The organism is Bacillus sp. FJAT-26390 (assembly GCF_001682865.1).
Classification (GTDB): domain Bacteria; phylum Bacillota; class Bacilli; order Paenibacillales; family Paenibacillaceae; genus Pristimantibacillus.
On the sequence record NZ_MAQX01000001.1, the window covers coordinates 1,002,719 to 1,027,776 of the forward strand.

Annotated in this window: 15 protein-coding genes; 14 read left to right on the plus strand and 1 reads right to left on the minus strand. The window is 44.2% G+C overall.

Annotated features, from left to right (window positions below; translation table 11 throughout):
* The first annotated feature begins 536 nt into the window (after positions 1 to 536).
* Positions 537 to 989 (plus strand): VOC family protein, encoded by a 453-nt coding sequence (locus tag A7975_RS04790; RefSeq protein WP_047679368.1) that lies wholly within the window; start codon positions 537 to 539, stop codon positions 987 to 989.
* Positions 990 to 1,317: 328 nt separating this feature from the next.
* Here A7975_RS04790 and A7975_RS04795 read toward each other — a convergent pair whose 3' ends face one another.
* The gene (locus tag A7975_RS04795; protein ID WP_053376019.1) at positions 1,318 to 1,707 is read right to left on the minus strand and encodes a hypothetical protein; all 390 of its coding nucleotides are present in this window, start codon (positions 1,705 to 1,707) and stop codon (positions 1,318 to 1,320) included.
* Positions 1,708 to 2,206: 499 nt separating this feature from the next.
* Between A7975_RS04795 and A7975_RS04800 the strand changes: the two genes are divergently transcribed.
* The 13 genes from A7975_RS04800 to A7975_RS04860 all read left to right on the plus strand — a co-directional run bounded on the left by A7975_RS04800 (position 2,207) and on the right by A7975_RS04860 (position 25,007).
* Entirely contained in the window at positions 2,207 to 3,001 is a 795-nt protein-coding gene (locus A7975_RS04800) for a hypothetical protein (protein WP_065384322.1), read from the plus strand.
* Positions 3,002 to 3,156: 155 nt separating this feature from the next.
* Positions 3,157 to 3,951 (plus strand): P-loop NTPase family protein, encoded by a 795-nt coding sequence (locus A7975_RS04805; protein ID WP_141680200.1) that lies wholly within the window; start codon positions 3,157 to 3,159, stop codon positions 3,949 to 3,951.
* Positions 3,952 to 4,001: 50 nt separating this feature from the next.
* Complete coding sequence (locus A7975_RS04810; RefSeq protein ID WP_065384324.1) at positions 4,002 to 4,595, plus strand: chloramphenicol phosphotransferase CPT family protein; 594 nt, start codon at positions 4,002 to 4,004, stop codon at positions 4,593 to 4,595.
* 408 nt (positions 4,596 to 5,003) lie between these two features.
* Complete coding sequence (locus tag A7975_RS04815; protein WP_065384325.1) at positions 5,004 to 5,951, plus strand: ABC transporter permease; 948 nt, start codon at positions 5,004 to 5,006, stop codon at positions 5,949 to 5,951.
* A 13-nt stretch (positions 5,952 to 5,964) separates the two neighbouring features.
* Complete coding sequence (locus A7975_RS04820; protein ID WP_053376024.1) at positions 5,965 to 6,834, plus strand: carbohydrate ABC transporter permease; 870 nt, start codon at positions 5,965 to 5,967, stop codon at positions 6,832 to 6,834.
* A gap of 65 nt (positions 6,835 to 6,899) precedes the next feature.
* The gene (locus A7975_RS04825; protein WP_065384326.1) at positions 6,900 to 8,486 is read left to right on the plus strand and encodes an extracellular solute-binding protein; all 1,587 of its coding nucleotides are present in this window, start codon (positions 6,900 to 6,902) and stop codon (positions 8,484 to 8,486) included.
* A 90-nt stretch (positions 8,487 to 8,576) separates the two neighbouring features.
* A complete protein-coding gene (locus A7975_RS04830; protein WP_065384327.1) occupies positions 8,577 to 10,316 on the plus strand; it encodes a sensor histidine kinase in 1,740 nt (579 codons plus the stop codon).
* A complete protein-coding gene (locus A7975_RS04835) occupies positions 10,313 to 11,938 on the plus strand; it encodes a response regulator transcription factor (protein ID WP_255314172.1) in 1,626 nt (541 codons plus the stop codon). The genes A7975_RS04830 and A7975_RS04835 overlap by 4 nt, the downstream gene beginning before the upstream one ends.
* 84 nt (positions 11,939 to 12,022) lie before the next feature.
* Entirely contained in the window at positions 12,023 to 14,263 is a 2,241-nt protein-coding gene (locus tag A7975_RS04840) for an FAD-dependent oxidoreductase (protein WP_065384329.1), read from the plus strand.
* 7 nt (positions 14,264 to 14,270) lie between these two features.
* Positions 14,271 to 15,479 (plus strand): SGNH/GDSL hydrolase family protein, encoded by a 1,209-nt coding sequence (locus A7975_RS04845; RefSeq protein ID WP_065384330.1) that lies wholly within the window; start codon positions 14,271 to 14,273, stop codon positions 15,477 to 15,479.
* A 269-nt stretch (positions 15,480 to 15,748) separates the two neighbouring features.
* On the plus strand, positions 15,749 to 21,355 hold the full coding sequence (locus A7975_RS04850) for a golvesin C-terminal-like domain-containing protein (RefSeq protein ID WP_065384331.1): 5,607 nt from the start codon (positions 15,749 to 15,751) through the stop codon (positions 21,353 to 21,355).
* Positions 21,356 to 21,669: 314 nt separating this feature from the next.
* On the plus strand, positions 21,670 to 23,364 hold the full coding sequence (locus A7975_RS04855) for a sensor histidine kinase (RefSeq protein WP_065384332.1): 1,695 nt from the start codon (positions 21,670 to 21,672) through the stop codon (positions 23,362 to 23,364).
* Positions 23,365 to 23,375: 11 nt separating this feature from the next.
* The gene (locus tag A7975_RS04860; protein WP_065384333.1) at positions 23,376 to 25,007 is read left to right on the plus strand and encodes a response regulator transcription factor; all 1,632 of its coding nucleotides are present in this window, start codon (positions 23,376 to 23,378) and stop codon (positions 25,005 to 25,007) included.
* Positions 25,008 to 25,058 lie beyond the last annotated feature (51 nt).

The window sequence follows — 25,058 nt, forward strand, 5'->3', positions numbered from 1 at the left end:
ATTATGGAACAGGCTACCGATTTTGATATGCTATCGCTACAACTAGCTCTATCTATCTAAGACCAAAAGTTTTACGATACCTATCCCATAACGCGACAAGTAATCGGAAGCATAGATGACCATTGCATATAAAGCTTGAGCGCCTCTGGATTTTTTGAATCCGGAAGCTGCTGAGTCTAAAATGGATAAGCGAATTCCTAAGTTTTTAATGGAGGAAGATGTAACCCATCTGAAAATCTCATGTCAGACATTCAGGGAGATAGCGCTGCTTGGGTTATAATAATATTTGGAGTTTAGAAAAGGGGTATATACGTAATTTTATTGCGTAAAACGATCTTAATACGGTAATTACGAATTGAATTTCGTAGAATAAAAGTTAATATGACATATCCGAAAACCAATACTATACTGTGACTTATTTTTGTTATCATGAACTGTGACAAGATGTTAATCGCTTGGAAGGAATTAGTAATTCTTGATAGAATAAATATGAAGATGATCAGGTAATAAATTTGTACACAAAAGGAGATAAAACTATGGCAAAAAACAAATTACTAAGAATGGACAATGTTGGCATCGTTGTAGAATCGCTTGATGACGCAATCTCTTTCTTCGAGGAGATTGGCTTGAAGCTCGAAGGGCGAGCTACTGTCGAAGGTGAATGGGCTGGTCGCGTTACCGGGCTGGGTTCACAGTGTGTAGAGATTGCTATGATGGTTACCCCGGATGGCCACAGCCGACTTGAACTTTCGCGATTTCTCACCCCACCTACTATATCAGATCACCGAACTGCTCCTGTAAATGCCCTCGGTTATCTACGCGTCATGTTCACCGTTGAAGACATTGACGAAATGGTATCCAGACTCACTAAGTATGGTGCTCAGCTCGTTGGCGAAGTGGTTCAGTACGAGGACTCGTATCGGCTCTGCTACATTCGTGGAAATGAAGGACTTCTAATCGGTTTGGCGGAACAACTCGGTAATAAATAAGTGACGTTTAAAAGAAGACTTAACTGAAATATACATTACTAGAGTAGGGTGCATCATATAAACACCGCATTCACGCTCCGGGTCTGGGCGACCCTCGGTCCCGGAAACAAGGGACGTGGGAAGTACTTGCCGGGACACATCCGCACCGACTAACCGCATCGCGGCCGGCAGCAAGTTGCCTTAACTCGGTGGACTTTGTGATGCATGAACTTTAACGGAAATTAATGCTAAACCTCAAAGTGACTCAACTAAAGAGAGACGATAGCTTAACAATCTCCAGAACGAGGCTGCCGGCATAAAACGGCAGCCTCGTTGAGCTGTGATACGCTCAATAACTCTTTCCTAATCTTTCCACCTCATCATCATGTAAAGCTGCTCGACGCTTTAGGAGTTCATAGGTTTCGCTCCATTCGTCAGGGTATCTTGTCCATTGAATCCGCTTATTCAGCTCTCCAAGGGCATGCTCTACTCTATTTCTAAATTGTTTCCATACCATCTTAGCTTTGTAATAGTCACCGTTATGAGTAGCATTCACTACGTCATAACAGAGTTTGTCTTTTTTGGAAATCTCCATACTGATTTCATCAACTTTAAAAAGAATTTCTTTTTTGAGTTTGGCGTCATTCTCCATTGTTGCGATCATTTCGGACATTATAGAAATTATATTGTGATTATTTTGAGTTGAGTGATTAATACTTTCAGCGAGTTGGATAGTCATAGATTTTTCCCTCCTAGTAGCGGGATAGTTTTATAAAGAGCTGTTGCCATTCTGGTTTTATATAATACTGTTCGTTAGAAGGACCTTTTTTTAGTCACTATGCAAGCGATAAAGAAGTATCTCATTTTTGGATTTCGTTGTGTTATTCAATTAACGGGAGTCGATAACTGAAATTGCACATGAGGCCACATGATATATATCTACTTAATAGATAAGTTTCCTGAATAAGACGATTCTAGGGGACTTTATGGAAGGTTCTTAAACGATGAGTTAATAGTCTTAATTGGCGTAATACATGGGTCAATAGTTGAAGTCGAACTAAAACATATCGCTATTAAGCCAGATTATCGCGGTAAAAGGTATTGGGAGAAGGAAGATACATGAAAATGTGCATGCCAAAAACATAGTAAAGATGAAAGCTGAAACTGATAAAGATGCTGTTGGGTAGTCATTGGTATAATTAGGGGTATTGAGCAAACAGCCAAAGGGGTGTTATTAATTGGAATTTGGACTTTCCCATAAAAAGTTTAACGCCAAAAGACGAGGGTCTCTTGTTAGTACAATTACCGGAGTCTTAGAACATCTTTCGTCATTGTATGCGAATATTGGAGAGGACAGGGAGAAAAATGGCATTTGGTCTTTACGAGAAAAAACTCCAACATGCCCTACATGTAACGGCACAGGTACTGTCCTTGGTGATATTGATTCAAGTCGCATGGTCGCAACTGAACTCTCGCTTAAAAAAGGAGCTGTCCTTTTATGGGCGGGTACTAACTGCGGACCTGTTGTAAAGATTAGAGAACTGGCTATAATGATCGGGATTGACTTTGAAAGGCCGCTTGTTGAGCAAGATAAGCAATTTACCGATATTTTACTTTATGGATATGATAAGGAGCCTGTAACATACGTTTACAAGAAAAGGGAACATAAAAACGATTATCGTGGGTGCGTTTACGATTTGAAATATATGCGTGATGCAGGAACAATTAGTAAAGGAAACCTATGGGCGATAAAATTATTTTCCCGACATGAAATGTGTCCAAATTGTACCGAAAGCTTGTTGGAACAGGAACGCTTGGTTATGGGGAATTCCCTTTCAGATGTGTTGAGAATGCCGATCTCAGAATCACTATTAGTTGTCCAGAAATTACGTAATTGTCTCGACAAGCAAGTATTAGATAATTATTGCGAATTGATTAATGATCTGGAATTGCGTCTGTCATATCAAAATAAAATTGGTCTAAAGTCTCTTTCGGCTTTCGATGTTAGAGTCTTGGTGAATGATACACATTGATGAGCAGGCACTAAGGTTGCCTGCTCATTTCATTAAACTAACGGGCACGATAGCGTAAGTTAATGTATGATCGAATAGTTGGAAATGTTGCTCCGCATATTGTTGTAAAAGTTTCTTAAGGGTTAGGAGTAGATCGTATGCGAAGGGAATGCAAGTTGATTTTGGTTGAAGGATTGTGTGGCACGGGCAAATCGACGTTAGCGGAACGATTGCATCGCTACCTCGTACAGCAAGGCATCTCATCCAGTTATTATGACGAAGGTGCCAAGGGGCATCCGGCGAGCTTGAATTGGCACGCGTTCTTCCGAGAAGAGGAATATAGGGAACTTCTGGAGCGCTATCCGAACACAGCAAACGAAATTCGCTCACGTGCTATAAAGGATGGTGGCAGTTACCTGCTTCCTTATCGTGAGGTCAAGGCATTCAGCGAGTTGAATGCGCTCCATGCCGAGTTAAAGTCTCGCGAACTATGCTGGACGGATTCGCCCATAGCCACGTTCTCGGAGTTTACATATTTGATCCAACGGCAATGGGCACGTTTCGCTGAGCTTGCTAGCACTTCAGAGAAGATATATGTACTCGAAGCGGTGTTCTTTCAGCATCAGATTCATGATTTACTAGGTCATTATCAAGCTGAAGATCCCCAAATCGAGCAGCACATTCATGGAATCGCCGATCAGATTGCTGACATGCATCCAGTATTGATTTATTTAACTCACCCAAGTGTACGGGAGCAGCAGGTTTGGATTTCCTCTATCCGTTCAAAACCCCGTTTCGCCACGGAAAAAAATATTAGGTTTATGGAAAACCGCAAGCGGATTGAACTGGGCTTGCTTGATGCGCTTGCGTTCCCAACCTATACTATTGAAAATGTAAATCTAGATTGGGAAGATGTCTTTAGTAAAATGGTAGGGGCTATTGGTCAGTTGGATAATAATGAAATTTGTTGAAATAAGGTTGTCTGAATGAAACGCAAATCTTATAGATAAGGGTGATTCATGTGAAGAAAGGACTCATTGTGTTTTTGAACGGAACGTCAAGTTCTGGAAAGACCTCCATATCGACTGAACTGATAAATCAGAAAGAGATTCCTTTTTATCATTTATCAATTGATGATTTTTTTAATAATTACAATGATTTTGTTAATAATAAATTTCCAGATGAACCTCCAAGAGGAATAGATCATCAAGTTGTCTCACAAATAGTTGATGATTCCATATTATCAGTGTACCATTCGACAATTAAATTGTTATCAGAACTAGGTTTTAATGTAATAGTAGATACCATAATCGCAAAAGACAAGTATTTTAATGATTTTTATGATTTACTTGTTGATCATCCTATATTGTTTGTAGGCGTACGATGCTCGAAAGAAGAACTCACAAGAAGAGAGCAGAGTAGGGGAGATCGATTAATTGGACTAGCACTTTCCCAGTTCGACAGAGTATATTCCTATAATGAATATGATCTTGAAGTACATACGGAAAAGTTGAGTCCAACCGAATGTGCCGATAAAATATTAAGTTTTATTAAGTCCGATCAGGGTTACTCTGCATTTAAGAAATTAAGTAAAAGAGAGATTAGTGTTCCATAGTTGGCAAATCCATCAGATAACAACATTTTCAAGCATTGGGGCTATTGCCCCCTCGGTCTGCCCACAAGATTTCGGAATTAAGCTAACAGGTAACGATAGTGCAATAACGTCAAGGCTGCCGCAGGGCAGCCTTTTCTCAACTAACGGGCAGAATTCGAAATCAAAACGGTGTAGTTTTGCCGCCTATAAGGCGGCGTTTTTATTTTTAGGCGATTAAATCGGTGCCTTCACCTTCGTTGTAAAGCAAAGTAGGGGATTACTTTATGGGGCAGATCTCAGAAGAAACCTTTAATTGGCACTATCCAAGTCCCACTTACTTAATATCTTATAAGAAATTCTTGAAATTTCAGAAATTTATCCGACAGGGGGGTGCTATTATACAAATATAAATAAAGACGAGGTGATGATATGCAAGCGAAATTGGCAGCGGACGCCATTCCCCTCCCCAAAAAGCGGAAGTCATGGATAAGAACGATACAAAAGTATAAAGTGATGTATGCTCTCTTATTCCCGGCATTAGTTTACTTTGCCGTATTCAAATACATTCCTATGGCGGGAATCATTATCGCTTTTAAAAACTATAACCTAGCTTTGGGACTATGGGATAGCCCATGGGTGGGATTTAGAAATTTCACGGATTTTATGAACGGCGTTTATTTCTGGGACATCATGAGAAATACGATTATCATATCGCTGTATAAGCTATTGTTCGGTTTCTCCGCTCCCATCGTACTTGCTTTGCTGCTCAATGAAGTTTATACCCAATGGTTTAAGAAAATCGTACAAACGATCACTTATTTGCCCCATTTTCTGTCATGGGTCATTGTTTACGGGCTGATGGTGGCATTATTAGCCCCAGGGGATGGTCTTTTTAACATGATTCTGAAGGAAATTGGTGTTGAACCCATCTCCTTTCTAACGGAACCTGCCTGGGGCAGACTGCTGATCATCTTATCTGAAATATGGAAGGACATTGGATGGGGAGCGATATTGTACCTAGCAGCATTAGCAGGAATCGATCCAAGCTTATATGAAGCCGCTCGGATTGATGGCGCTTCCAAGTGGAGACAGCTATGGCATGTAACATTTCCCGGCATTCGAGGAGTCATTATTCTGATGCTGATCCTTAAATTAAGCCATATTCTGGATGCAGGATTTGACCAAATATTCATGTTTGCCAACAGCTTTAACCAGGAGAAGATCGACATTATCGACACATGGGTATACCGTGAAGGGTTGGAGCGTCTTAAGATTGGCTTGGCTACTGCTGTGGGATTGTTTAAAGCTGTCATCGGATTTGTTTTAGTTTTGGCTGCGAATAAACTCGCGAAAAAATTCGATGGGCAAATTTGGTGAGGTGGTTTTCAAAATGATCAATTTGACAATCGGGGAAAAAGTCTGGCAAGCAGTCGTTTATTTTATTCTTATTTTTCTATCCCTACTTTGCTTACTACCCTTTCTATATGTGGTTGCTGTTTCAGTGACGCCAGAATCGGAAGTGTTAAGAAGAGGAATTGTTATTATACCAGAATCCTTTACCTTTCTAGCCTATAAAGAAGTATTCATTTCTCATGGTATCGGGCAGGCGTATAAAATCACATTGTTTCGAACGATTGTAGGCACTGTGCTTAATGTGTTTTTTACGGTAATAGCGGCTTATCCGTTATCCAAAAAATATTTGCCGGGGCGAAGCTCATTTTTACTTTTCATTGTCTTCACCATGATGTTTGGGGGAGGATTAATTCCGACTTATTTACTCATCCGCTCTCTGGGATTGCTAGACAGTCCGTGGGTATTGATTATTCCACATCTCATTAGTGCATTTAATCTGGTGATCATTAAAGGCTTTTTCGAGCAATTGCCAGCTGAAATCGAGGAATCGGCAAGGGTTGACGGTGCAAGTGAGCTTCAGTCGTTATGGCGGATCGTTTTACCGCTGTCCATGCCCGTCCTTTCCACCATTTCCTTATTTTACGCAGTCGGCCATTGGAACAGTTATTTCGATGCTATTGTTTATATCAATGATTCCAACTTCATGCCGCTTCAAGTTATCTTGCGCAACATCCTGCTTAACGTCGCAACACAGAGCGCTGATTCGCTCGCCAATTCTGGAGCTGTTAGTACGTTCGCTGTGCAAATGGCTGCAGTTGTCGTGACTACGGTTCCGATTTTGATCGTATACCCATTTATGCAAAAGCATTTTACCAAAGGTGTGCTCTTGGGATCAGTTAAAGGTTAAAGGCGTTCCAAACTAAGTTATTACGGGGAAACCGTGATAATATATAAGCAAAAGGAGAGGTCAACATGCAGCGTAAAAAGATTTCATTTGCTATTTTGACGGCAATAGTAGGTGTGGGAACGGTATTGTCAGGTTGTGGGGAACAAGGAGAAGCTATTCCGACAGCTTCGAGTAATTCGCAAGGGGAGCCTAGCCAGTTTGCTGCCAAAATGAAAATCACGATGTTTAACCAAGGCACTTTCAACGCTGCTGCTCCGCTTCCTCCCCGTGAAGAAGATATCCAACGCCAAATGCTGGAAAAAGCAGTGAATATCGACCTGGATATGATGATTCCTCAATCAGGGCAAGCAACGACTAAATTAAATACGCTCATTGCTGGCGGAGATATTCCAGATTTGATCTTCTTGAAGAGCCGGGCTGATCTCGCGCAATATTATGACCAAGGCGTTCTTGCGGATTTGACACCGTATCTGGATCAATTTCCTGAATTGCAGAAGCGTTTCAGCAACGACTCCTGGGAGGCGATGTCCTATCAAGGAAAAACCATTGGAGTGCCGGGCTATGATAATGTAAACGGTATCAGCCGAAGCTTCTTCATCCGAAATGATTGGCTGAAAAAGCTGAATATGGAAGTGCCAACAACACCTGACGAGCTGTTTGAAGTTATGAAAGCCTTTACAGAGAAAGACCCGGACGGTAATGGCAAAAACGATACGTACGGATTCATAGGCGGTATGAATAAAGAAGGCAGTCTGCAAACCTACGGCTTCGATAGCTTGATGTGGATGTTTGGCGTCAATCCTCCCTCGGCCATTGAAGTGAAAGATAATAAACCGATATTCCTATTTATCGATCCCAAAATGAAAGAGGCGCTTGCTTACATTAATAAAATGATGGAGGCAAAAGTGGTAGACCCAGACTGGGTGACGATGAATTCGCCTGAGTTGTTGGATCAAAAGTTATTTAAGGGTAAAGTTGGCTTCATGATAAGAGATGCCCGTAGGCTGGAACCTGATTATCAGCAGAAAATGAAAGAAATCAGTGGAGAGGTGCCGGAATGGATCGTCATTCCTCCAATGATTGGTCCTTACGGTGATCAAATTGTAGAGAGAAAATCGTTCCAAGGCAATTCATGGGCCATATCCAAGAAAGCGGATAAGGACAAAATCATTCGGATCTTGTCCATGCTGAATTATCTCTTTACGGACAAAGAAGCATATCCGAATTTTGCATACGGAATTAAAGGGATTCATTGGGATCTAGTGGACGGCAAGATCAAAAATAAAACCTCCGAATTATCGAAGGAAATGAAAGAAAAGTACCTATGGGTCGATCATTATAGAATGCCGCGACGTGGTGATGATGCTGAGTACTTCAGCTTCCAGAATCCTAAGACGGCAGAAGCATTCATGAATAATCAGAAATACGTGGGGCCAACGCTGCCCGGAAATTTATTGACTGCAGACCCTAGCGATAACTTGGCAGCTGACCGCTCACGTTTCATTAATGAAAGCTTAGTTAAATTTATGACGGGCAAAGACCCTCTTTCCAACTGGGACAATTTCCTCCAAACGTTGGATAATAAGTTTGACATGCAGAAATATAAGGAAACAGCAATCAAGCAGTTTAAAGAAGCAGGCATAATCAAGTAAAATAAACGAAGAGAGTGGCTATTAGTAGCCCCTCTCTTTATTGTCTTATGCTATTCTTAGTTTAATACGGAATTAAAAGGAAGATGCTCGATGCGAAGAAGAATCAGCTTGCCTTTAAAATTATTTTTTATCGTGTTTGCATTTGTATTAAGCTGCATCATTTTAATAAGCCAATTGTCTTATCGCTATGTCCAAAAGGAAATAAGAACCACTGACATTTATTATACCAACCAAATACTTGACAAGGTAGATCAATATTTCACAGTTAATTTTTCCTCCTTCCAGACGATCCTGTTCTCGGTCGAAACATCGGTGAAAGCCAACATTGACAATACGGAAGTGATTAAAAAGCAATTAAGAGAGCTGTATGAACTCAACAGCAATTACGTCAGTAATATTTATTTGATCAAAAGCGATTTATCCATTCTAGGCGGCAGCACGCCTACCCGAATATTCGATGAACCTTTATCTGAAAGAGAACCTTTGTTTGATGCGGCTGACAAGAACCGAAGGACTACATTTGTCAGTGATCCTTACAAATCCAAGTATTCCGGCTGGACAGTTACGATGGTTCGATATCTGAACGACGCTCCGTATCCTATGGCCATTGCGGTAGATTTGGATCTAAACGCCATTGAAGAAACCTTGTTCAAGATTAATAAAAAAGAACAAATGAATTTGGCTCTGATCACCGCATCGGGTAAAATCATTGCCGGATTTTCTGAAAATAAAGGACCACTGAATATTCAAGATCATACTTTTTCAATCGGGGAAACTTCAGCGGAGCAAATTCTGAATACTACAGAAACAAGCCTTCAACTGCATACGAAGGATGGCATTCCTGTCTCCCTTCTGAAAAAACCGACCGAGAAATTCAACTGGACGATCATCTCGATCAACGATGAGTCACGCTTGAAAGCTGCTTTGTCCAGATTGGAAACCTATTATATCGAGCTTCTAGCCGCAGGACTTCTCTTAAGTTTGTTCATTTCTTTTTTTATTGCCAAATATATTAGAAATCCGCTCTATGCGCTCAAAACAAAAATGAAGCGGGTGGAGCAAGGCTTCCTCACAACTACAATAACGATTAACCGGAACGATGAGTTTGGAGATCTTTCCCGAGCCTTCGATCGTATGCTGCAGCAAATTGTGGAACTGATTCGGCGAGCGGAGCTTCATAATGAACTTGAGAGGAAGCTGGAAATCCAAGTGCTGCAGTCTCAAATAAATCCTCATTTTCTGTATAACACGCTTGGTTCTATCAGCAATGTTATACGCCTCGGACAAATAGAGAAAGTAGACGTAGTGATCGGGTCTCTTATTTCATTATTGGAATACGGGATAGATGACGCTTCGGAGAAGGTTTCGCTACATCAGGAATTGCGAAATGTATCGGACTATATCGAGATCCAGAACATCCGCTATAACAGGAACTTCCAATTGATTGAAAATATCGAAGCAGGATTAATAGATTTTCCCGTCTTTCGAATGCTGCTGCAGCCCCTTGTGGAGAATAGTATCTTCCATGGTTATAACGGAGGGGGGATCGAAGGCCCGATTACTATTCACGCGTACAGGGAGGGCGGCATCGTCATCATAGAAGTAGTTGATCAAGGCGAGGGAATTCCAGCTGATAAAATAAAGCATATCTTATTTTCAGAACCGAGTAATGTGGAAGTGAAAAGGAAAAGAATCGGGTTAAATAATATTCATGGCCGAATAAGACTTCACTACGGAGAACAGTTCGGGCTCCAAATCATAAGCATACCTAAGGAAATAACCCGTGTTCGCGCATTTTTCCCAGCAGGCTTGTTAAAAGGAGATGCATGATGGTGAGAGACTACACCTGCTTCATTGTTGACGATGAAGATCTAATCATTCAGAGATTGGAATTGTTTTTTAACGAGCTCTCCCATAGGGATAAGCGATTTCGTTTAGTGGGAAAAGCGAATAATGGGCTGAAGGGGATAGAGGAGATCGTAAAGCTTAAGCCGGATATCGTGATATCCGATATCGTTATGCCGCGAATGGATGGAATTTCCATGATTGAGCAGCTAAAGCCAGAGCTTCCCCATACCCAATACATTCTTTTGACCGCCTATTCATCCTTTGAATACGCCCAGAGAGCTATTCAAGCCAACGTATTGGAGTACATCGTTAAGGTTCCGCTCAGGGAAGCGGATTTGGATCGAGCTTTAGATAAGGCAGCGGGGATATTAAATGAGGTTAAGAAAAAAGAAGAGGAATTTCAATCGTTAAACGTATCGGTACTTGAAAATAAATATAGAGTCCGCAAGCAATTTTTTAACGAACTGATCAGAGGCGAAATTCCTTCTCATCGGGCATCGGACTTTGCCAATCGCATGCAGTTCCATTTCTTTCAAGCCAACTATTGCTGCTTCATTGTTGAAATGAATCAATATGAAAGCTTCCGGAACGAATACTCAGCGGCTGACCAAAACATCTTGAAATATGCGATTACGAATATCATCGAGGAAACGGTGATGAATGGCGGCAGAGGTGTAGCTGCGGATCTATCCGATAATCGTTTTATTGGCTTTCTTTCCTGGGAAAATAATCGCAGTGACATGGAAACGGAATATGCTTGCCAGACATTGGGGGGGCAGATCGTCTCCCATTTGCATCAATATTTGAATCAAAGGGTATCCGTCGCTTTTGGAGGTCCGCACCGAGGCTGGGAATCCATCAAACAAGCGTATACGGAAGCTAAAAATGTGAGCGAGGATTTCTATTATCATACAGAGAAAGTTGTAAAAACACCTGTCCATCGGTTCCATTACCATAATGACAGAAAAGAGGACTTTCAGCTGAAACTAGCTGATTTTCTTGCTTGGGTGAAAAGAAAGGTTTCAAAGGAAGAGCTGGAGAAAGAACTTGCTGATTTGAACCAATTTGTTACGGACCATAAAATCCATAAGTCCATCATGGCACCCATGCTTCGAGACTTGTACAGAGACATTACTGTGAAGTTTAAATCGGGGAACAAGCTGACCTCGGAAGTATCAGAGTTTCCCATAGAATTTATGGCTTTTCGGGAGCAGCTTGCCTATATTGGCGACTTTACATTCGAATATGTACACGCTGGCCAACTTTTACATCGTGCAGAAATCATGGGTGCTATGCGGTTTATAGAGAAAAACCTGAAACAGCGATTAACGTTGGAGGCTATTGCCGAGGAAGTGAATTTAGCTCCATCGTATTTTAGCAGCTTATTCAAAAAAACGATGAACGAAGGCGTTATCAGCTACATTAACCGTAAAAAAATTCAATTAGCTCTCGAGCTGTTAAATGTTCGGGATTATTCTTTATTGGAATTGTGCGAGGAAGTAGGAATTGTGAATGAAGGTTATTTTTGCAAATTATTTAAAGAACATACGGGTGATACTCCTAAGCAATATCGGATAAAAATGACACGGTATGAATCCAAATAAGGTTGCAAAAAATGTATGATTTTTTCGCGAAATCATGTAAAAAAAAAGGGATCAAAAGGATTACCATGATAGAAGGATCTAATCATGGAGGTAATCAAAATGGAGCTTATTAAAGCAGATGTAACCGTCGTAGGCGGAGGTATTGCTGGGATATGCGCTGCCATTGCTGCCGCACGCCAAGGGCTGCAAGTATCACTTATTAATGATCGGCCGGTTCTTGGGGGAAATGCGAGCAGCGAGGTCAGGGTTCATATCAACGGGTCGGCATATCTCGGAAACAGTCCGTCCTATTATGCACGCGAGGGCGGGTTGGTGGAAGAACTCAAGTTGAAGATTTTTCACTACAATCCGTTATACAACAAGAAGCTTATGCTTTCGCTTTCGGATACGGTCTTGTTGGATATGGTCTATGATGAGCCTAACATTTCTCTATTTCTGAATACATGCGTGCATGAAACGGGCATGGAGAACGGCAGAATTAAATGGGTGGAGGGCCTTCAACTCGCTTCCGAAAGAAAATTTCGTTTTGAAAGCCGAACCTACATCGATTGCTCCGGAGATGGAATTGTCGGATATCAAGCAGGTGCTCTCTTCAGATGGGGGAGAGAAGCGAAGCATGAATACGAGGAAGAATTGGCTCCTGAAGTGGCGGACCATTACACCATGGGGGATACGATCCTGTTTCAAGCCCGTGACGTAGAATATTCCGTTCCATACAAAAGGCCTGGCTTTGCGTATGATATTACGAAGTTGGCCTTTTTCGAAAGTATCAAAAAAGGTTTGAACCATCGGGCTTTTCCAAGAAAAATCAACGGGCTTGGCGGATTGTGGTGGCTGGAATACGGCGGTCATATGGATATTATCAAAAATAATGAAGACATCGCATTGGAACTGCGGAAATTGGTGTACGGGATCTGGGATTATATCAAAAATAGCGGCGAATTTGATGATGTGGACAATCTCATCTTGGATTATGTATGCCCGATTCCGGGAAAGCGGGAGTCAAGGCGGTTTATAGGGGAACATATGCTGTCTCAGAACGATCTTACAGCAAAGCCGCATTTCGAAGATGCTGTATCCGTCGGAGGATGGTATATGGATTTACATGCAAATAAGGGCATCTACGATGAGGGGCCGGCTACAGCATGGAATTTCGTGCCTGGATTGTACAATATCCCGTTCCGCAGTTTATATTCACGAAATATTCCTAATCTCATGTTCGCCGGTCGCAATATAAGCGCTACCCATGTGGCTTTCGGATCTACAAGGGTAATGGCAACCTGCGGTTGTATGGGGCAGGCGGTTGGAACGGCTGCTTCGTTATGCTTGAAATATGAGGTAGACCCCGCGGCCATAGTCGAAGCTCATATGGGGGAGCTGCAGGCGCTGCTGCTTCGGGACGGGCAAACGATCGTAGGGCTTCAAGAGGAATTGGATCCTTACTTCGCTGACGGATTAACTATTCGTGCTTCGTCTCAGCGCAGCTATGACAATCTTCATCCAACCGAAGAGATTTCCTTGGAGAAAGGGTTATGTTTGGCCTTGCCGATTCAGACATCCGTGGCTGAAAGCGTACGGATCAAAATTAAAAATAGGTCCGAGCATTCGGAAACGCTGCATGTGAAGCTGTTTGGCGGGGAACGGAAGGAAAACTACATTCCCACCAGCGTGCTGAAAGACTACCGCTTGGTTATTGCAGCCGATCATGATGACTGGATTACGCTAGACCTCAGCTGCAAGAAGCCGGCTGACGACAAAATCTACATCGTATTGGAAGGTACGGCGAGCCTTGCCGTATACGTCAATGAAGAGAAAATGACAGGAGCGGTCAGCTTCCATTATAAGCCGGAAGAGCCGTCCAGGCTGAAGAAATTCAATAAGAGCATTTGCTTCAAGGATCTGTTGCCATCGCAGAATATGTATAATCCCGAGAATGTCGTCAACGGCTTCTCCAGACCTTATGGTCTGCCGAACGGCTGGATTTCTGAACGTACGGAAGGACAGGAATGGTTGGAATTCTGTTTTGCTAGCCCCAAAAATGTAGACGAAATCCATCTAGTTTTCAATTCGCAGCTGAATTTGGAGCATTTCGACGATCCTATCGAGCCGCTTATCCAAGATTATGATGTGACCTTGACCTTAGAAGACGGAACCGAGAGTGAATTTAAAATCCGTGGGAATTATCTTACGTTGAATAAACATAAGGTGGATGCAAAAGGTGTAACCCGAATCAGGTTTAATTTCTGCGCAACTTATGGTTCTCCTTATTATGAAGTGTTTGCTGTAAAATGGTTTGCTCCTAAAACGCTAAGTGAGGTCAGGTGAAGTCGCGATGCAGGAATTTTTCCCTCGAAGAGGGCTCCCAAATGTCATTCAGAAGTTGGAAAATGGGGAAACAGTAACAATCGTCTATTTCGGCGGCAGTAATACGCGTTCAGAAGGATACAGGGTCATGACGGCGGATTGGCTTAGAGGGCATTATCCGAATGCGGATATCCGCTCTGTGAATGCAGGCATTTCCGGGACAGGATCGGACCTCGGCTGCGCCCGTTTGGAGACAGATGTACTGCGTCATCAGCCTGATCTAGTGTTTGTTGAATTTGTTGGCAACGATGGCGGAGTTCCCGAATCAAAGGCACGGATCGAAGGAATTGTCCGTCAGATCCGCAAGCGGAGCCGGTTTACCGATATCCTGTTCGTTTATACGCTGAAGGAGCGGGATGTGGCCCTATTTCAGTCTGGGGAATACCAGAAGGGAGCTCTCATGCAAGAGGAAGTGGCCGATTATTACGGCATTCCTTCGATTCATCTGGGCGTAGCCGTCAGTCAATTGGTGTCCGAGGGAAAGCTTATTTTCACCTCAAGGGAAGACATGTCCATTCCCGGAGCCGTTATTTTTACGCATGATTCGATCCATCCGACTATTCCCAAAGGACACCAGATTTACACGGATACGATCACCCGGTCATTTGAGAGAATTAGCGAACTTCGAGGTCGCGTGGGAAGGGTCGAACATAACTTGCCTCAGGACCCTTTGGTCCCGTCCAATCCTTGGGAGTATGCGACCATGCTGTCGCTGGATAGTCTTACTCATTTTTCGGCAGGATGGTCTTACTTGACTCCCGATGATTTTGCTTTAGCGCGCGAGTACAATTGGTTGTTCCCCGGCCTATGGCGAGCAATCGAGCCTGGAGAGGCTATCACGGTGCAGTTCGAGGGTACCCATATCGGGTTATTCGATATCGGGGGTCCTGATTCTGGCAGATTGAAGGTGTCGGTGGATGGCGGGGAACCCTTTCTAGTCGATCGGTTCACACCACACAACGATCATAATCGAAATCAGTATGTATTCTTGCCGGAGCTTCCGAATGGGAAACATACGGTTCGCTTCGAAATCGATACCGAGAAGACAGACAAAGCGGCATTTTTTGAGGCATGCAGTAATGAACGAAGCAGAGAGCATGTTCGGCAGAATCCGGACTGGTACGATCAAACGGTGATCCAGCTTGGGAAGCTGTTATTGGTGCAGCCGCCACTTTAATTGATCATTTAGCTTTGTCCACTTGGAAGACCTACATCCTATCTGACTGCGGTTGAGCGGTCAGTTAGGATTTAGGTTTTTTTACTTAAGATCTTATAAGAAATTGTTGAAATTAAAGAAATTTCACGGTTATGTGACATGCTATCATAAAAATCACAGAGCGGGATTTTGCCAGAAGGATAAGGCTAATTGGTTCTTTACGATCTTCGAACAAAGGAGGGCATCATTATTTTGAAAGCGTTATCAATCTAAGGGAGGCTGTGAGCTGTATGATAAAAAGGAAGCTGTTTTTCTTAATCGTTTTCATTCTGACGATATTAGTTCCTTTCAGCCTAGTCGGCATAAGGACCGCGTATGCGGAGACCTTGCCGTATAAGACGATTATCATCGATGACGGGAGCATCACGATCAATGATGTTGTGACACCTGATGCAGATAACGAGAACAACGGTTATTCGGCTCCGAATTGGACCACAAGTACAGGGGTAAAGGGATATGATAACTCCAGCTCCAAATATACGAGTACAGCAGGCAGAACGATATCATGGAATCCACGATTGGAAGCGGGAACGGCAAGAATATCGTTATACAAGCTGAACTGGGAGGATAAGGCGGATAGCAATGTAAAAATAGAAATCGTTCACAATGGCACGACGGATGTTCTCTTTATGGATTTGAGACCTTCTTTTGGCGCTCCTGCGGGATGGGTTGATTTGGGAGAGTACTATTTTTCCGGGGTTGGTGAAGAGTTCGTTAAATTGACTCGGTCTACCAGCACCACGAGCGCGATACTTACGCGTGCTGATGCGGTCAAGTTTGAAGGGAACATTCAGCAGAAGGAGCCGCATAAGACGATCATCATTGATGATGGAAGCATCACGGTTGATAGTCTCGTCACCGTTGATACAGGTAACGCGAATAACGGGTACTCCGCTCCTTATTGGACCACAAGCGCGGGAGTGAAGGGATACAATAATTCCAGTTCCGCATATACGGATGCTGTAGGAAGAAGCATCACATGGAATCCACGCTTGGAAGCAGGAACGGCGAGAATATCGTTCTATAAGCTTGATTGGGCGGATAAAGCAGATAGTAATGTAAAGATTGAGATTGTTCACAACGGCATTACGGATGTCATGTTTATGGATCTGAGGCCATCGTCAGGACCATCTGTCGGATGGGTGGATTTGGGGGAGTATTATTTCAGTGGCGCTGATACCGAATTTGTTAGGCTGACTCGAACGCAACCTACGACCGGCACCATCATTACTCGGGCCGATGCGGTCAAGTTCGAAGGAAATATCCGGCAGCAAGCGCCACCGTTGCCTCCGCTGCGCAGCCGCACATTGACGAATCTCAGTTACACGGAAAAAGGCAGCATCGAAAACGCTAACTATAAGGCGATCTTCTATGAAGCAGCATGGGATGGAGGCAAATCCATCGTTCGTGATTTGTTCTACAAGGACACGGAGACGGGGAACTGGGTGCCAATAAATAATGCGGCGGAAAGACTTGAGGAGCAATGGGTCTTATTGGATGGGAATGCGGGGAGTCGAACCAATTACTATGATACGATGAACAAACGCTGGATTACATTTGACGAGATCCATTTTCCCGACAGCCGCACGGCGGTATTAACCGATTCTTTGCATGGAAGCGACTACGATTTACAAGTGAACTGGTCCATGGCAGGGGACAAACCAGATGTTTCCTTCGCCTTTACACCTCGCCGGGATGGCAATTATGTGATTGGATATCAGTCTTTCACAACAGAGCTAATCTCTGGCGTTAATGAAGTGTTAAATGGTTTCAGGTCGCACGCAAAAATGGTAGGTACAGTGGAATCAACAAGCTTGAGAGAGCTGAGCGCTCCGATGAGTCTGGTTGAGAAGAATGACGGCGCGGGGAACGCATTGTCGTATGGCATATTTGTTCCGGCGGAAGAGCTTCCGGTTGAATTTGAACCGACGGGAGGCGTTACGAAACAACGGCTTGGGATGAGTCTTGTCAACAACGAAGGCAGCGTGCAGCCGATCCTTTATGCTCCTCAGCTAGGAACTTACTCGCAAATGACCGCAGAAAGCACCTATCAATTTCACATGGGGCTAATCGCGGATAACAGCAGTCTATATGAGGTCTACGAGGATATACTTCGCAGCGAATACGGTTATTCGGCATACCGAGAAAATGTCGCCGATCAGTCGCTTACTGACGCGATGTTCAATATGATTGATCTCCTTAAGATAGAACCGCAAGGGGACGACTCTGTTGATTATGTCCCCTCACCTAGCGGGTGGTGGAGCCGCGCCAAGGGCTTTATTGATATCGAGAACGAGGATAGCGTTCGGACAACATCGAATGCGGTTCTTCTGGGGGCTTACTATTTGACCGGGGATGACCAGCTTTACGATACGAGAGCGCTGCCGTCCATCCAGTATGGTGTATCTCGAAATGGTATCGGTTGGTCGCCGACGCAGAAGAAAGTTTACGGCGTGCCTTCGCTATGGAAAATGGCAACCCTGCCGTTCGATGTTTCAAGCGTATCCGCTGTCAATCAAATGATGGGTACTTCGGCAGGAATTGAGGCGCTGGCGCAGGAAGAGTACCTTGTGCGTGATCCTGACCAGAAAGATCGGGGGCCTGTTATTCAGCCCCTTATGATGTATCGTATGACGGGTGACGCGCAGTATTTACAAGCTGCCAAGGCTGCAGCCGACAGCTATATCATTCAACATATCGATACGCCTGCAACCGTGAATGTGAGCAAGAATGAGTTTATTTATTATTATAGCAAGCTGTGGATGGAGATCTTGGAGCTTTACGAGGAAACGAAGGATCCCAAATACTTGAATGCCGCGTACAAGGAAGCCAAACAGTACGCCACTATGTTCGTTGCTCGTCCTGTTCCTGAAGGCACCGTTACGATTCCGCAGCCTGAGACATATAATTACGCGGAGTCGTTCCACTGGCCGGAAAGCGGTAAATACGAATATCCTAGGAGCAAGCTCCCAGAAGATGTAGCCGGAGGCGTACAAGCGGACAGTTGGCTTATTTCACAGAGCGGATTGACGTTTGAGGCGGGAAGTACAACCGGCTATTATCGGATGAATGCTCAGGAGGCTCCTTTCATGCTGAGGTTGTCGCTCTATACAGGTGATAAACTGCTGCAGGATATTGCACATAATGCGGTCATCGGACGATATTCCAGCTATCCTGGTTATTACTATAAGGGCTTCGCCGTTAGTCAGCTTGAGCCGGATTTTCCTCTGGAAGGTCCAAGCGGGGCTACATCTATCTATTATCACCATATGCCGGCGCAGCTCGGGCAAACGATGGATTATCTGATCAGCGAACAATCGTTGAAATCGAATGGGAGTATTACATTTCCTTCCGTATTTGAAACTAATTTTTTATGGTTCAAATATCATCTCTATGGGAATAAACCAGGAAATTTTTACGGCAATTCCGGCGTTTGGCTCTGGATGCCCAAGGGGATTATTCAGACCAACCATCCTCAATTGAACTGGATTACGGGAGAGAGCGGGAATAAATTCTACATCGGGTTAAGCAACGAATCGTCAGCTGAAGTTCAGACTCCGATCGAATTGAATGAACAAATCATTGGGTTCAACCCGGCACAAGATTATACCGTAACCATCATCCGCGACAATGGCACACCCGAACAAGCGGTTATGAGGGGCGGAGTCATTCAAGCCACGGTTTCAAGCAAGGGAATAACCGCTATCATTGTAGAAGGACTCAACATTGATGTGCCGCTGCACCAGGTCAGAACTGCTGATACTTCGGATGCAAGCTATTTCTTCGATATCCACAGTCCAATAGATGCGGTTAAAGGCATGCTGATCGTCAAGCCCGACGAAACGGCCTACGATGCTTATGTGCAGGCAAAAACGACGAAACCAGCGACGATCCATTATTCCTTGGATGGCGGGGCTACGTATACGACCATTCCGGATACGATATATCCAATGGAATGGTCGATACGGGTAAACGATTTATCCCAAACCTTCACTTATTATGTGGAATCGGACGGGAAACAGACTCGCAAGCGGACACTCTATCTGCCTGCTCATGTAACGGCAACGCCAGTCCAACCGGATTGGCAGCATGGTTCATCTATCATTGTGGATAACGCGGAGGCGGAGACAGAAGGCGTCTGGATAAGGGATACAACGGCTAACGACTATTACTATGATAACTATGTGTATGCCAAATCGACTGCCGGCACAGCGACAAGCAGAATGGTATGGCGGCCTGAGCTGCCGGAAAGTGTTACTTACAGTGTGTATTACAAGCTTCCGCAAATAACCGCTACCAGTGAAAATTGGGCAACGAATGCCTCATTTACCGTTTATTACAGCAGGGGCTCCGAGACGGTTACCGTTGATGAGACTACGGCCAGTGGGACTTGGGTGCATTTGGGTAATTATCCTTTTGCAGCAGGCGATAGCGGGTACGTGGAATTAACCAATAAGGCCAATAAGTCACGAGTCGTTGCCGATGCGATGATGTGGATGGACCCGAACAAGATGCCGCAATTGGAGTCTGCGGTGATCCTGTCGGATCGGGCCGAACTGCAGATGACCCAAACCGCACAACTGAGCGTAACCGGCTATTTGGATAACGGTCTGAATGGCGATCTCACACAGGCAAATGTACACTATTTCGTTGATCGAACCGACCTGGCTGAAGTGGACAATAGCGGTTTGTTGACCCTTCTAAGTCTCGATGGGGAAACGGATCGCATTGCGGTATGGGCCACTGTGACGATTGACGGAGTGACCTTAACGACACCGCCTTTGACAATAACGATCAGGGACCTGACGGTAATCGTCGACAGCACGAATACGACTGGGTTATACGCGACGGAAGGGTCTTGGAGCCAAAGCAATTTAGCCGGGTACAAAATTGGTGTTAAGTCCCGTTACTCAACCGTTCAAGGCTCTTCGGCGACGTGGAAGGCGAAGTTTCCGGAGGGGAGATATACGGTCTCCATCTACAAGCTCGTCCATACAACGGCAAACGATAATCATGTCAAAGTAGAAGTGAAGCATCAGTCGGTTACCGAGAGCACATACATCGATGCGACAGCCGGCACATCGGGTTGGGTGAATCTTGGAACGTTCGACTTTGCAGGAGACGGCAGCGAGTATGTTCGTTTAACCAGGGAGACTCCAACAACTGTAGATCCGCCAACCCTTCCTGCCGATATGATTTATACGAGGGCTGATGCAGTCAAGTTCGAGCGGCATTCCGTTAGTCCGGCGCTGCTTGCAAATGGGGCGTCAGGTAAACCGACGCTTTCGAATAATAGCGGTGTTGCGACAGGCTTACATGACGGCAATTATGAGGTTACGATGAATATGTGGTGGGGAAACAATGGCTCCTTGTATAAGCTGTATGAGAATGGCCAATTGATCCAAACGAAGTCACTGACCGATGTTTCGCCAGCATCCCAGACTTCCATTATTTCTATTCAAGGTAAGCCGAATGGAACCTTTGTGTATACATGTGAGTTATCGAATTTGTATGGAACGACTTCATGTGACCCACACACCGTCACCGTGTCTGATGCAAATCCCGGCAAACCTGTGTTGACCAGCGACAACTGGGATCAAGATGGGAACTATACCATTACCGCTAATATGTGGTGGGGCACGAACGCAGCGCAGTATCGATTATATGAAAATGGCGAACTTGTTGAAACGCGGCCTTTATCTTCACAAACACCACGTGCTCAATCGGCTATTACACAAATTTCGGGGAAAGCTCCTGGCATTTATCAATATCGCGGCGAGTTTATGAATGGAAGTGGAACAACGGTAAGTGATGTTATACAAATTATTGTAAAATAACCCTAAGAGCTGAATGGATGAGAAATATCCATTCGGCTCTTTTTTCTTGAAATTTAGGATGAACGATGCAAAATCCCTTGACGGTTTGGTAGCGGGATTTTTGTTCATGAACGTATTATAGTATAACGACCTCATGTTAAAATATAACAGTATTGATAAGTAGCTATTTATATGGATTTTTCTTCATCATCTCCACGAGCGGAAGCAAAAATGCACCTCGCGTGTTGGCTCAACAAGAGATATCCGATGTTAAGGAAGGCGCAGCACCCGAATTCTGGGATTTAGGCACATTACCTTAAGGAGGTCAATAGGATATGACATTCATGCATAGACTATCGAACAAGTCGATTCGGTTCAAACTGATTGTAGGCTTTCTCGTATTCGTCATTCCTTTACAGCTTCTGCTTATTTTTGATAACTATTACGCGATGAAAGTCGTTCGCGAGCAAGTGGCCAACTCCAATCGGCATTTGGCAGCCTTATACATGGATCAAATGGACCGGAATTTGGAGGAGGTCGATAAGTATTTACGAAAAATGGTCGCTTTTGAAAGCGATTTAATTAAGCTGGATACACCGGAAGAAGTGAATAGCGATGAATATTTTTTGGCGAAGATCAATCTATTCAATAGTTTGGAACGGGATATTAATAATTACAAAGAGATCGATTATCTATTCGTCTATTCATCTGTCAATGAAGAGCTCATCACGAATCAGCCGTCCGAAGAGACGATAGATCAACTGAAAACGATCCGGGCAGGGATGATTCAGATGCTTCGCGAGAGGGAAGGTTTCCAAAAGCAGGATTTCGAAAAATGGTTTCCCTACAAAATGAATGAAGACTATTACATCGTTAAAATACAAAAAATCGGGAAGGTGTATATCGGCGGATGGGTGAAGGCATCGAAGCTGATGAAACCGCTCAGCTTGCTGGATATGGGACCGGAAGGGAAATCGCTGCTTGTCACGGAAAACCTCGAACCGATGAACGACAATGCTTTCGTGGATAACGACGATGACTATTTAAAAGTCAGCACGCAATCCGAGCAAGGTCATTTCTCCCTGTTGATCTTGATCCCATACAGCGCCATCTTGGAGCATCTCCCGTTTCTTCAGCGCATTTGGTACCTGGTGATTTTGGGAGCCCTAATCATTTTACCGATTTTTTATATTTTCTTGCGGCATATCATCTTGCTTCCGATCAACCGTATCGTGACGGTTATGAGGCGAGTGCGCGACGGCAATCTGGATCATCGGGTCGAACGGCATCCCGTATCCTTTGAGTTTGAACTGATGAATGAGGTGTTCAACAGCATGGTGTCGCAGATCAAAGCCTTAAAAATCGCCGTCTATGAAGAGCAGCTGCTTATCCAGAAAGCGGAGCTTAAACATTTGCAGCTGCAAATCAATCCGCACTTTTTTTTGAATGCGCTGAATACGATCTACAACTTTGCCCAATTCCGAAACTATCAAATGATCCAGGAAATGTCGGAGTACTTAATCAATTATATGAGATTCATGTTCCAGAACAACTTGAAGTTCGTTACTCTGGAAGACGAGATTGCTCATACCCGCAATTATTTGCAGATCCAGTCGATAAGGTTCCAAGAAGGGTTTACTTATCAGATTAACGGTGACGAATCGCATTCAAAAGCATTAATTCCTCCATTGGTCATCCAAACATTCGTAGAGAACACGATTAAACATGCCATTACGATGGATGAATCTATCCGGTTGACCGTGGATATCGAGCTTTGCGGGGATAGGGAGCCATATCTATGCATCGTGATCCGGGACACGGGTAGAGGATTTTCAGAAGAAGCATTAAGCGAATGGCAATCGGAGATCGACATGGCCCATGAAGACAAAGGGCATATTGGCATATGGAATACGAGGCGTCGATTACGGTTGATCTACCAAGGACGAGCTCGATTGATCATATCCAATCATCCGGACGGAGGAGCGAGGGTGGAAATTCAGCTGCCGTTCATGCTTGAAGATAACGCCTGAGGAGGAATATCATGTATCAATTACTGATCGTTGACGACGAAATCCATGCGGTGAGAGCCGTTCAAGCTGGTGTGGATTGGGCGGAGCTGTCGATCTCCCATATCCATGTGGCCCATAATATTAAGCAAGCGATGGGGATATTTGGCGAGCATCCGATCGACATCATGATTTGCGATATTGAGATGCCCCAGGGAAGCGGGATTGAATTGTTGTCATGGGTAAGGGAGCGGCATTCGTTAACGGAATCTATATTTTTGACCTGCCATTCCAACTTTACCTATGCGAAAGAAGCTCTCCAATTGGGAAGCCTTGATTATATGCTCAAGCCCGTTAAGTTCCATGAGCTGCGAACTGTCGTCCAAAGAGGGGTAGAGAAGATTAATGTAAAAAGGGCAGAGCACATAAGCAAGGAAGCAAGCCAATATTACGCCATGTTATGGCATACGAACCGGCCCATCTTAATGGAGCGGTTCTGGCAGGATGTGATGGACCAGCGAGTGTCATCGAATCCGGAACGGATACGGGATGTTCTGCAGAGCAGGAACCTTCCGATCAAGGAGACGGAATCTTTCTTGCCGATCATGATCTTTGTTCAGCGCTGGGCGGAGAAGTTGAATTCCCGGGACAAGAAGCTTATGGAGTATGCACTTCGAAATGCAGCGGACCATTTGATCCTGCACGGCGATGAACATAGTCAGTTGGTACGCATAAGCAGCGACGTGTTTGTGGCGATCCTACCCGCAGGCGCCGGGAGAGATCGTCACATTGAGGATATGAGACAGATTTGCAAAGTCTACATTGAGTCGTGCAACCGGTATTTCCGCTGCGATATTTCGTGTTATGTGGGCGATCAAGGATTGGTACATGAGATGGCGACCCGATATGACAGCCTTATCCGCTTGAAGGACAGTAACCTGAATCGGAGTAATCACGTTTTTTTCTTGAGCGAGGATATGAAGAGCGCGGAATCGATCGATGTCATCCAAATGAACGTCTGGTTAAAGATGCTGGAGCAGGGCGCGTATGACGCTATTCTCTCCGAATCAGAACGCTATTTGAATTCGTTTAAGGAAGTCGGGGGATTGAAAGCGGAGGTTCTGCAGCAATTTTTACAGAATTTCCTGCAGATGCTTTATTACTTTATGCAATTCAAAGAATGGCAAGCCTATCAGGTACTGGGAGAAGCGATGGCTACGGAGCAACTGTCGCAGGCTGTACGTTCTGTGACTGATCTGCAGGCCTGGGTGAAGCATGCGCTGGAGCAGACGATCAATTACTGTTATACATCAGAGGATACTCGCACGGTATTGGATAGAATTAGAACCTTTATCAAGCAGCATCTTGATCAGGCTATTTCAAGAGAGGATATTGCCAGACATGTCAATTTGCATCCAGACTATTTGTCCAGACGGTTCAAAAAAGAGACAGGCAAATCTATTGTGGAATATATAGTTGAAGAGAAGATTGCGATGGCCAAGGAGCTGCTTGTTACAACCGATATGTCCGTAAGCGATATCGCATTATGTGTAGGCTATTCGAATTTTTCTTACTTCTCAAAGGTGTTTAAGCTTGGGGTACATATGAATCCGAATCAGTATCGCAAATCAAAAGGTCAGAATTGTATCAATAACAGGTCAGTTTAGTAGTGGTTCGACAGAAGCGCTCCAAGCTACAATGTAATCAAGGAACCACCA

Coding starts and splice junctions, on each gene's coding strand:
- A7975_RS04855 (WP_065384332.1), top strand. CDS start 21,670: ATGACATTCATGCATAGACTATCGAACAAGTCGATTCGGTTCAAACTG.
- A7975_RS04850 (WP_065384331.1), top strand. CDS start 15,749: ATGATAAAAAGGAAGCTGTTTTTCTTAATCGTTTTCATTCTGACGATA.
- A7975_RS04790 (WP_047679368.1), top strand. CDS start 537: ATGGCAAAAAACAAATTACTAAGAATGGACAATGTTGGCATCGTTGTA.
- A7975_RS04815 (WP_065384325.1), top strand. CDS start 5,004: ATGCAAGCGAAATTGGCAGCGGACGCCATTCCCCTCCCCAAAAAGCGG.
- A7975_RS04820 (WP_053376024.1), top strand. CDS start 5,965: ATGATCAATTTGACAATCGGGGAAAAAGTCTGGCAAGCAGTCGTTTAT.
- A7975_RS04830 (WP_065384327.1), top strand. CDS start 8,577: ATGCGAAGAAGAATCAGCTTGCCTTTAAAATTATTTTTTATCGTGTTT.
- A7975_RS04795 (WP_053376019.1), bottom strand. CDS start 1,707: ATGACTATCCAACTCGCTGAAAGTATTAATCACTCAACTCAAAATAAT.
- A7975_RS04845 (WP_065384330.1), top strand. CDS start 14,271: ATGCAGGAATTTTTCCCTCGAAGAGGGCTCCCAAATGTCATTCAGAAG.
- A7975_RS04825 (WP_065384326.1), top strand. CDS start 6,900: ATGCAGCGTAAAAAGATTTCATTTGCTATTTTGACGGCAATAGTAGGT.
- A7975_RS04835 (WP_255314172.1), top strand. CDS start 10,313: ATGATGGTGAGAGACTACACCTGCTTCATTGTTGACGATGAAGATCTA.
- A7975_RS04840 (WP_065384329.1), top strand. CDS start 12,023: ATGGAGGTAATCAAAATGGAGCTTATTAAAGCAGATGTAACCGTCGTA.
- A7975_RS04860 (WP_065384333.1), top strand. CDS start 23,376: ATGTATCAATTACTGATCGTTGACGACGAAATCCATGCGGTGAGAGCC.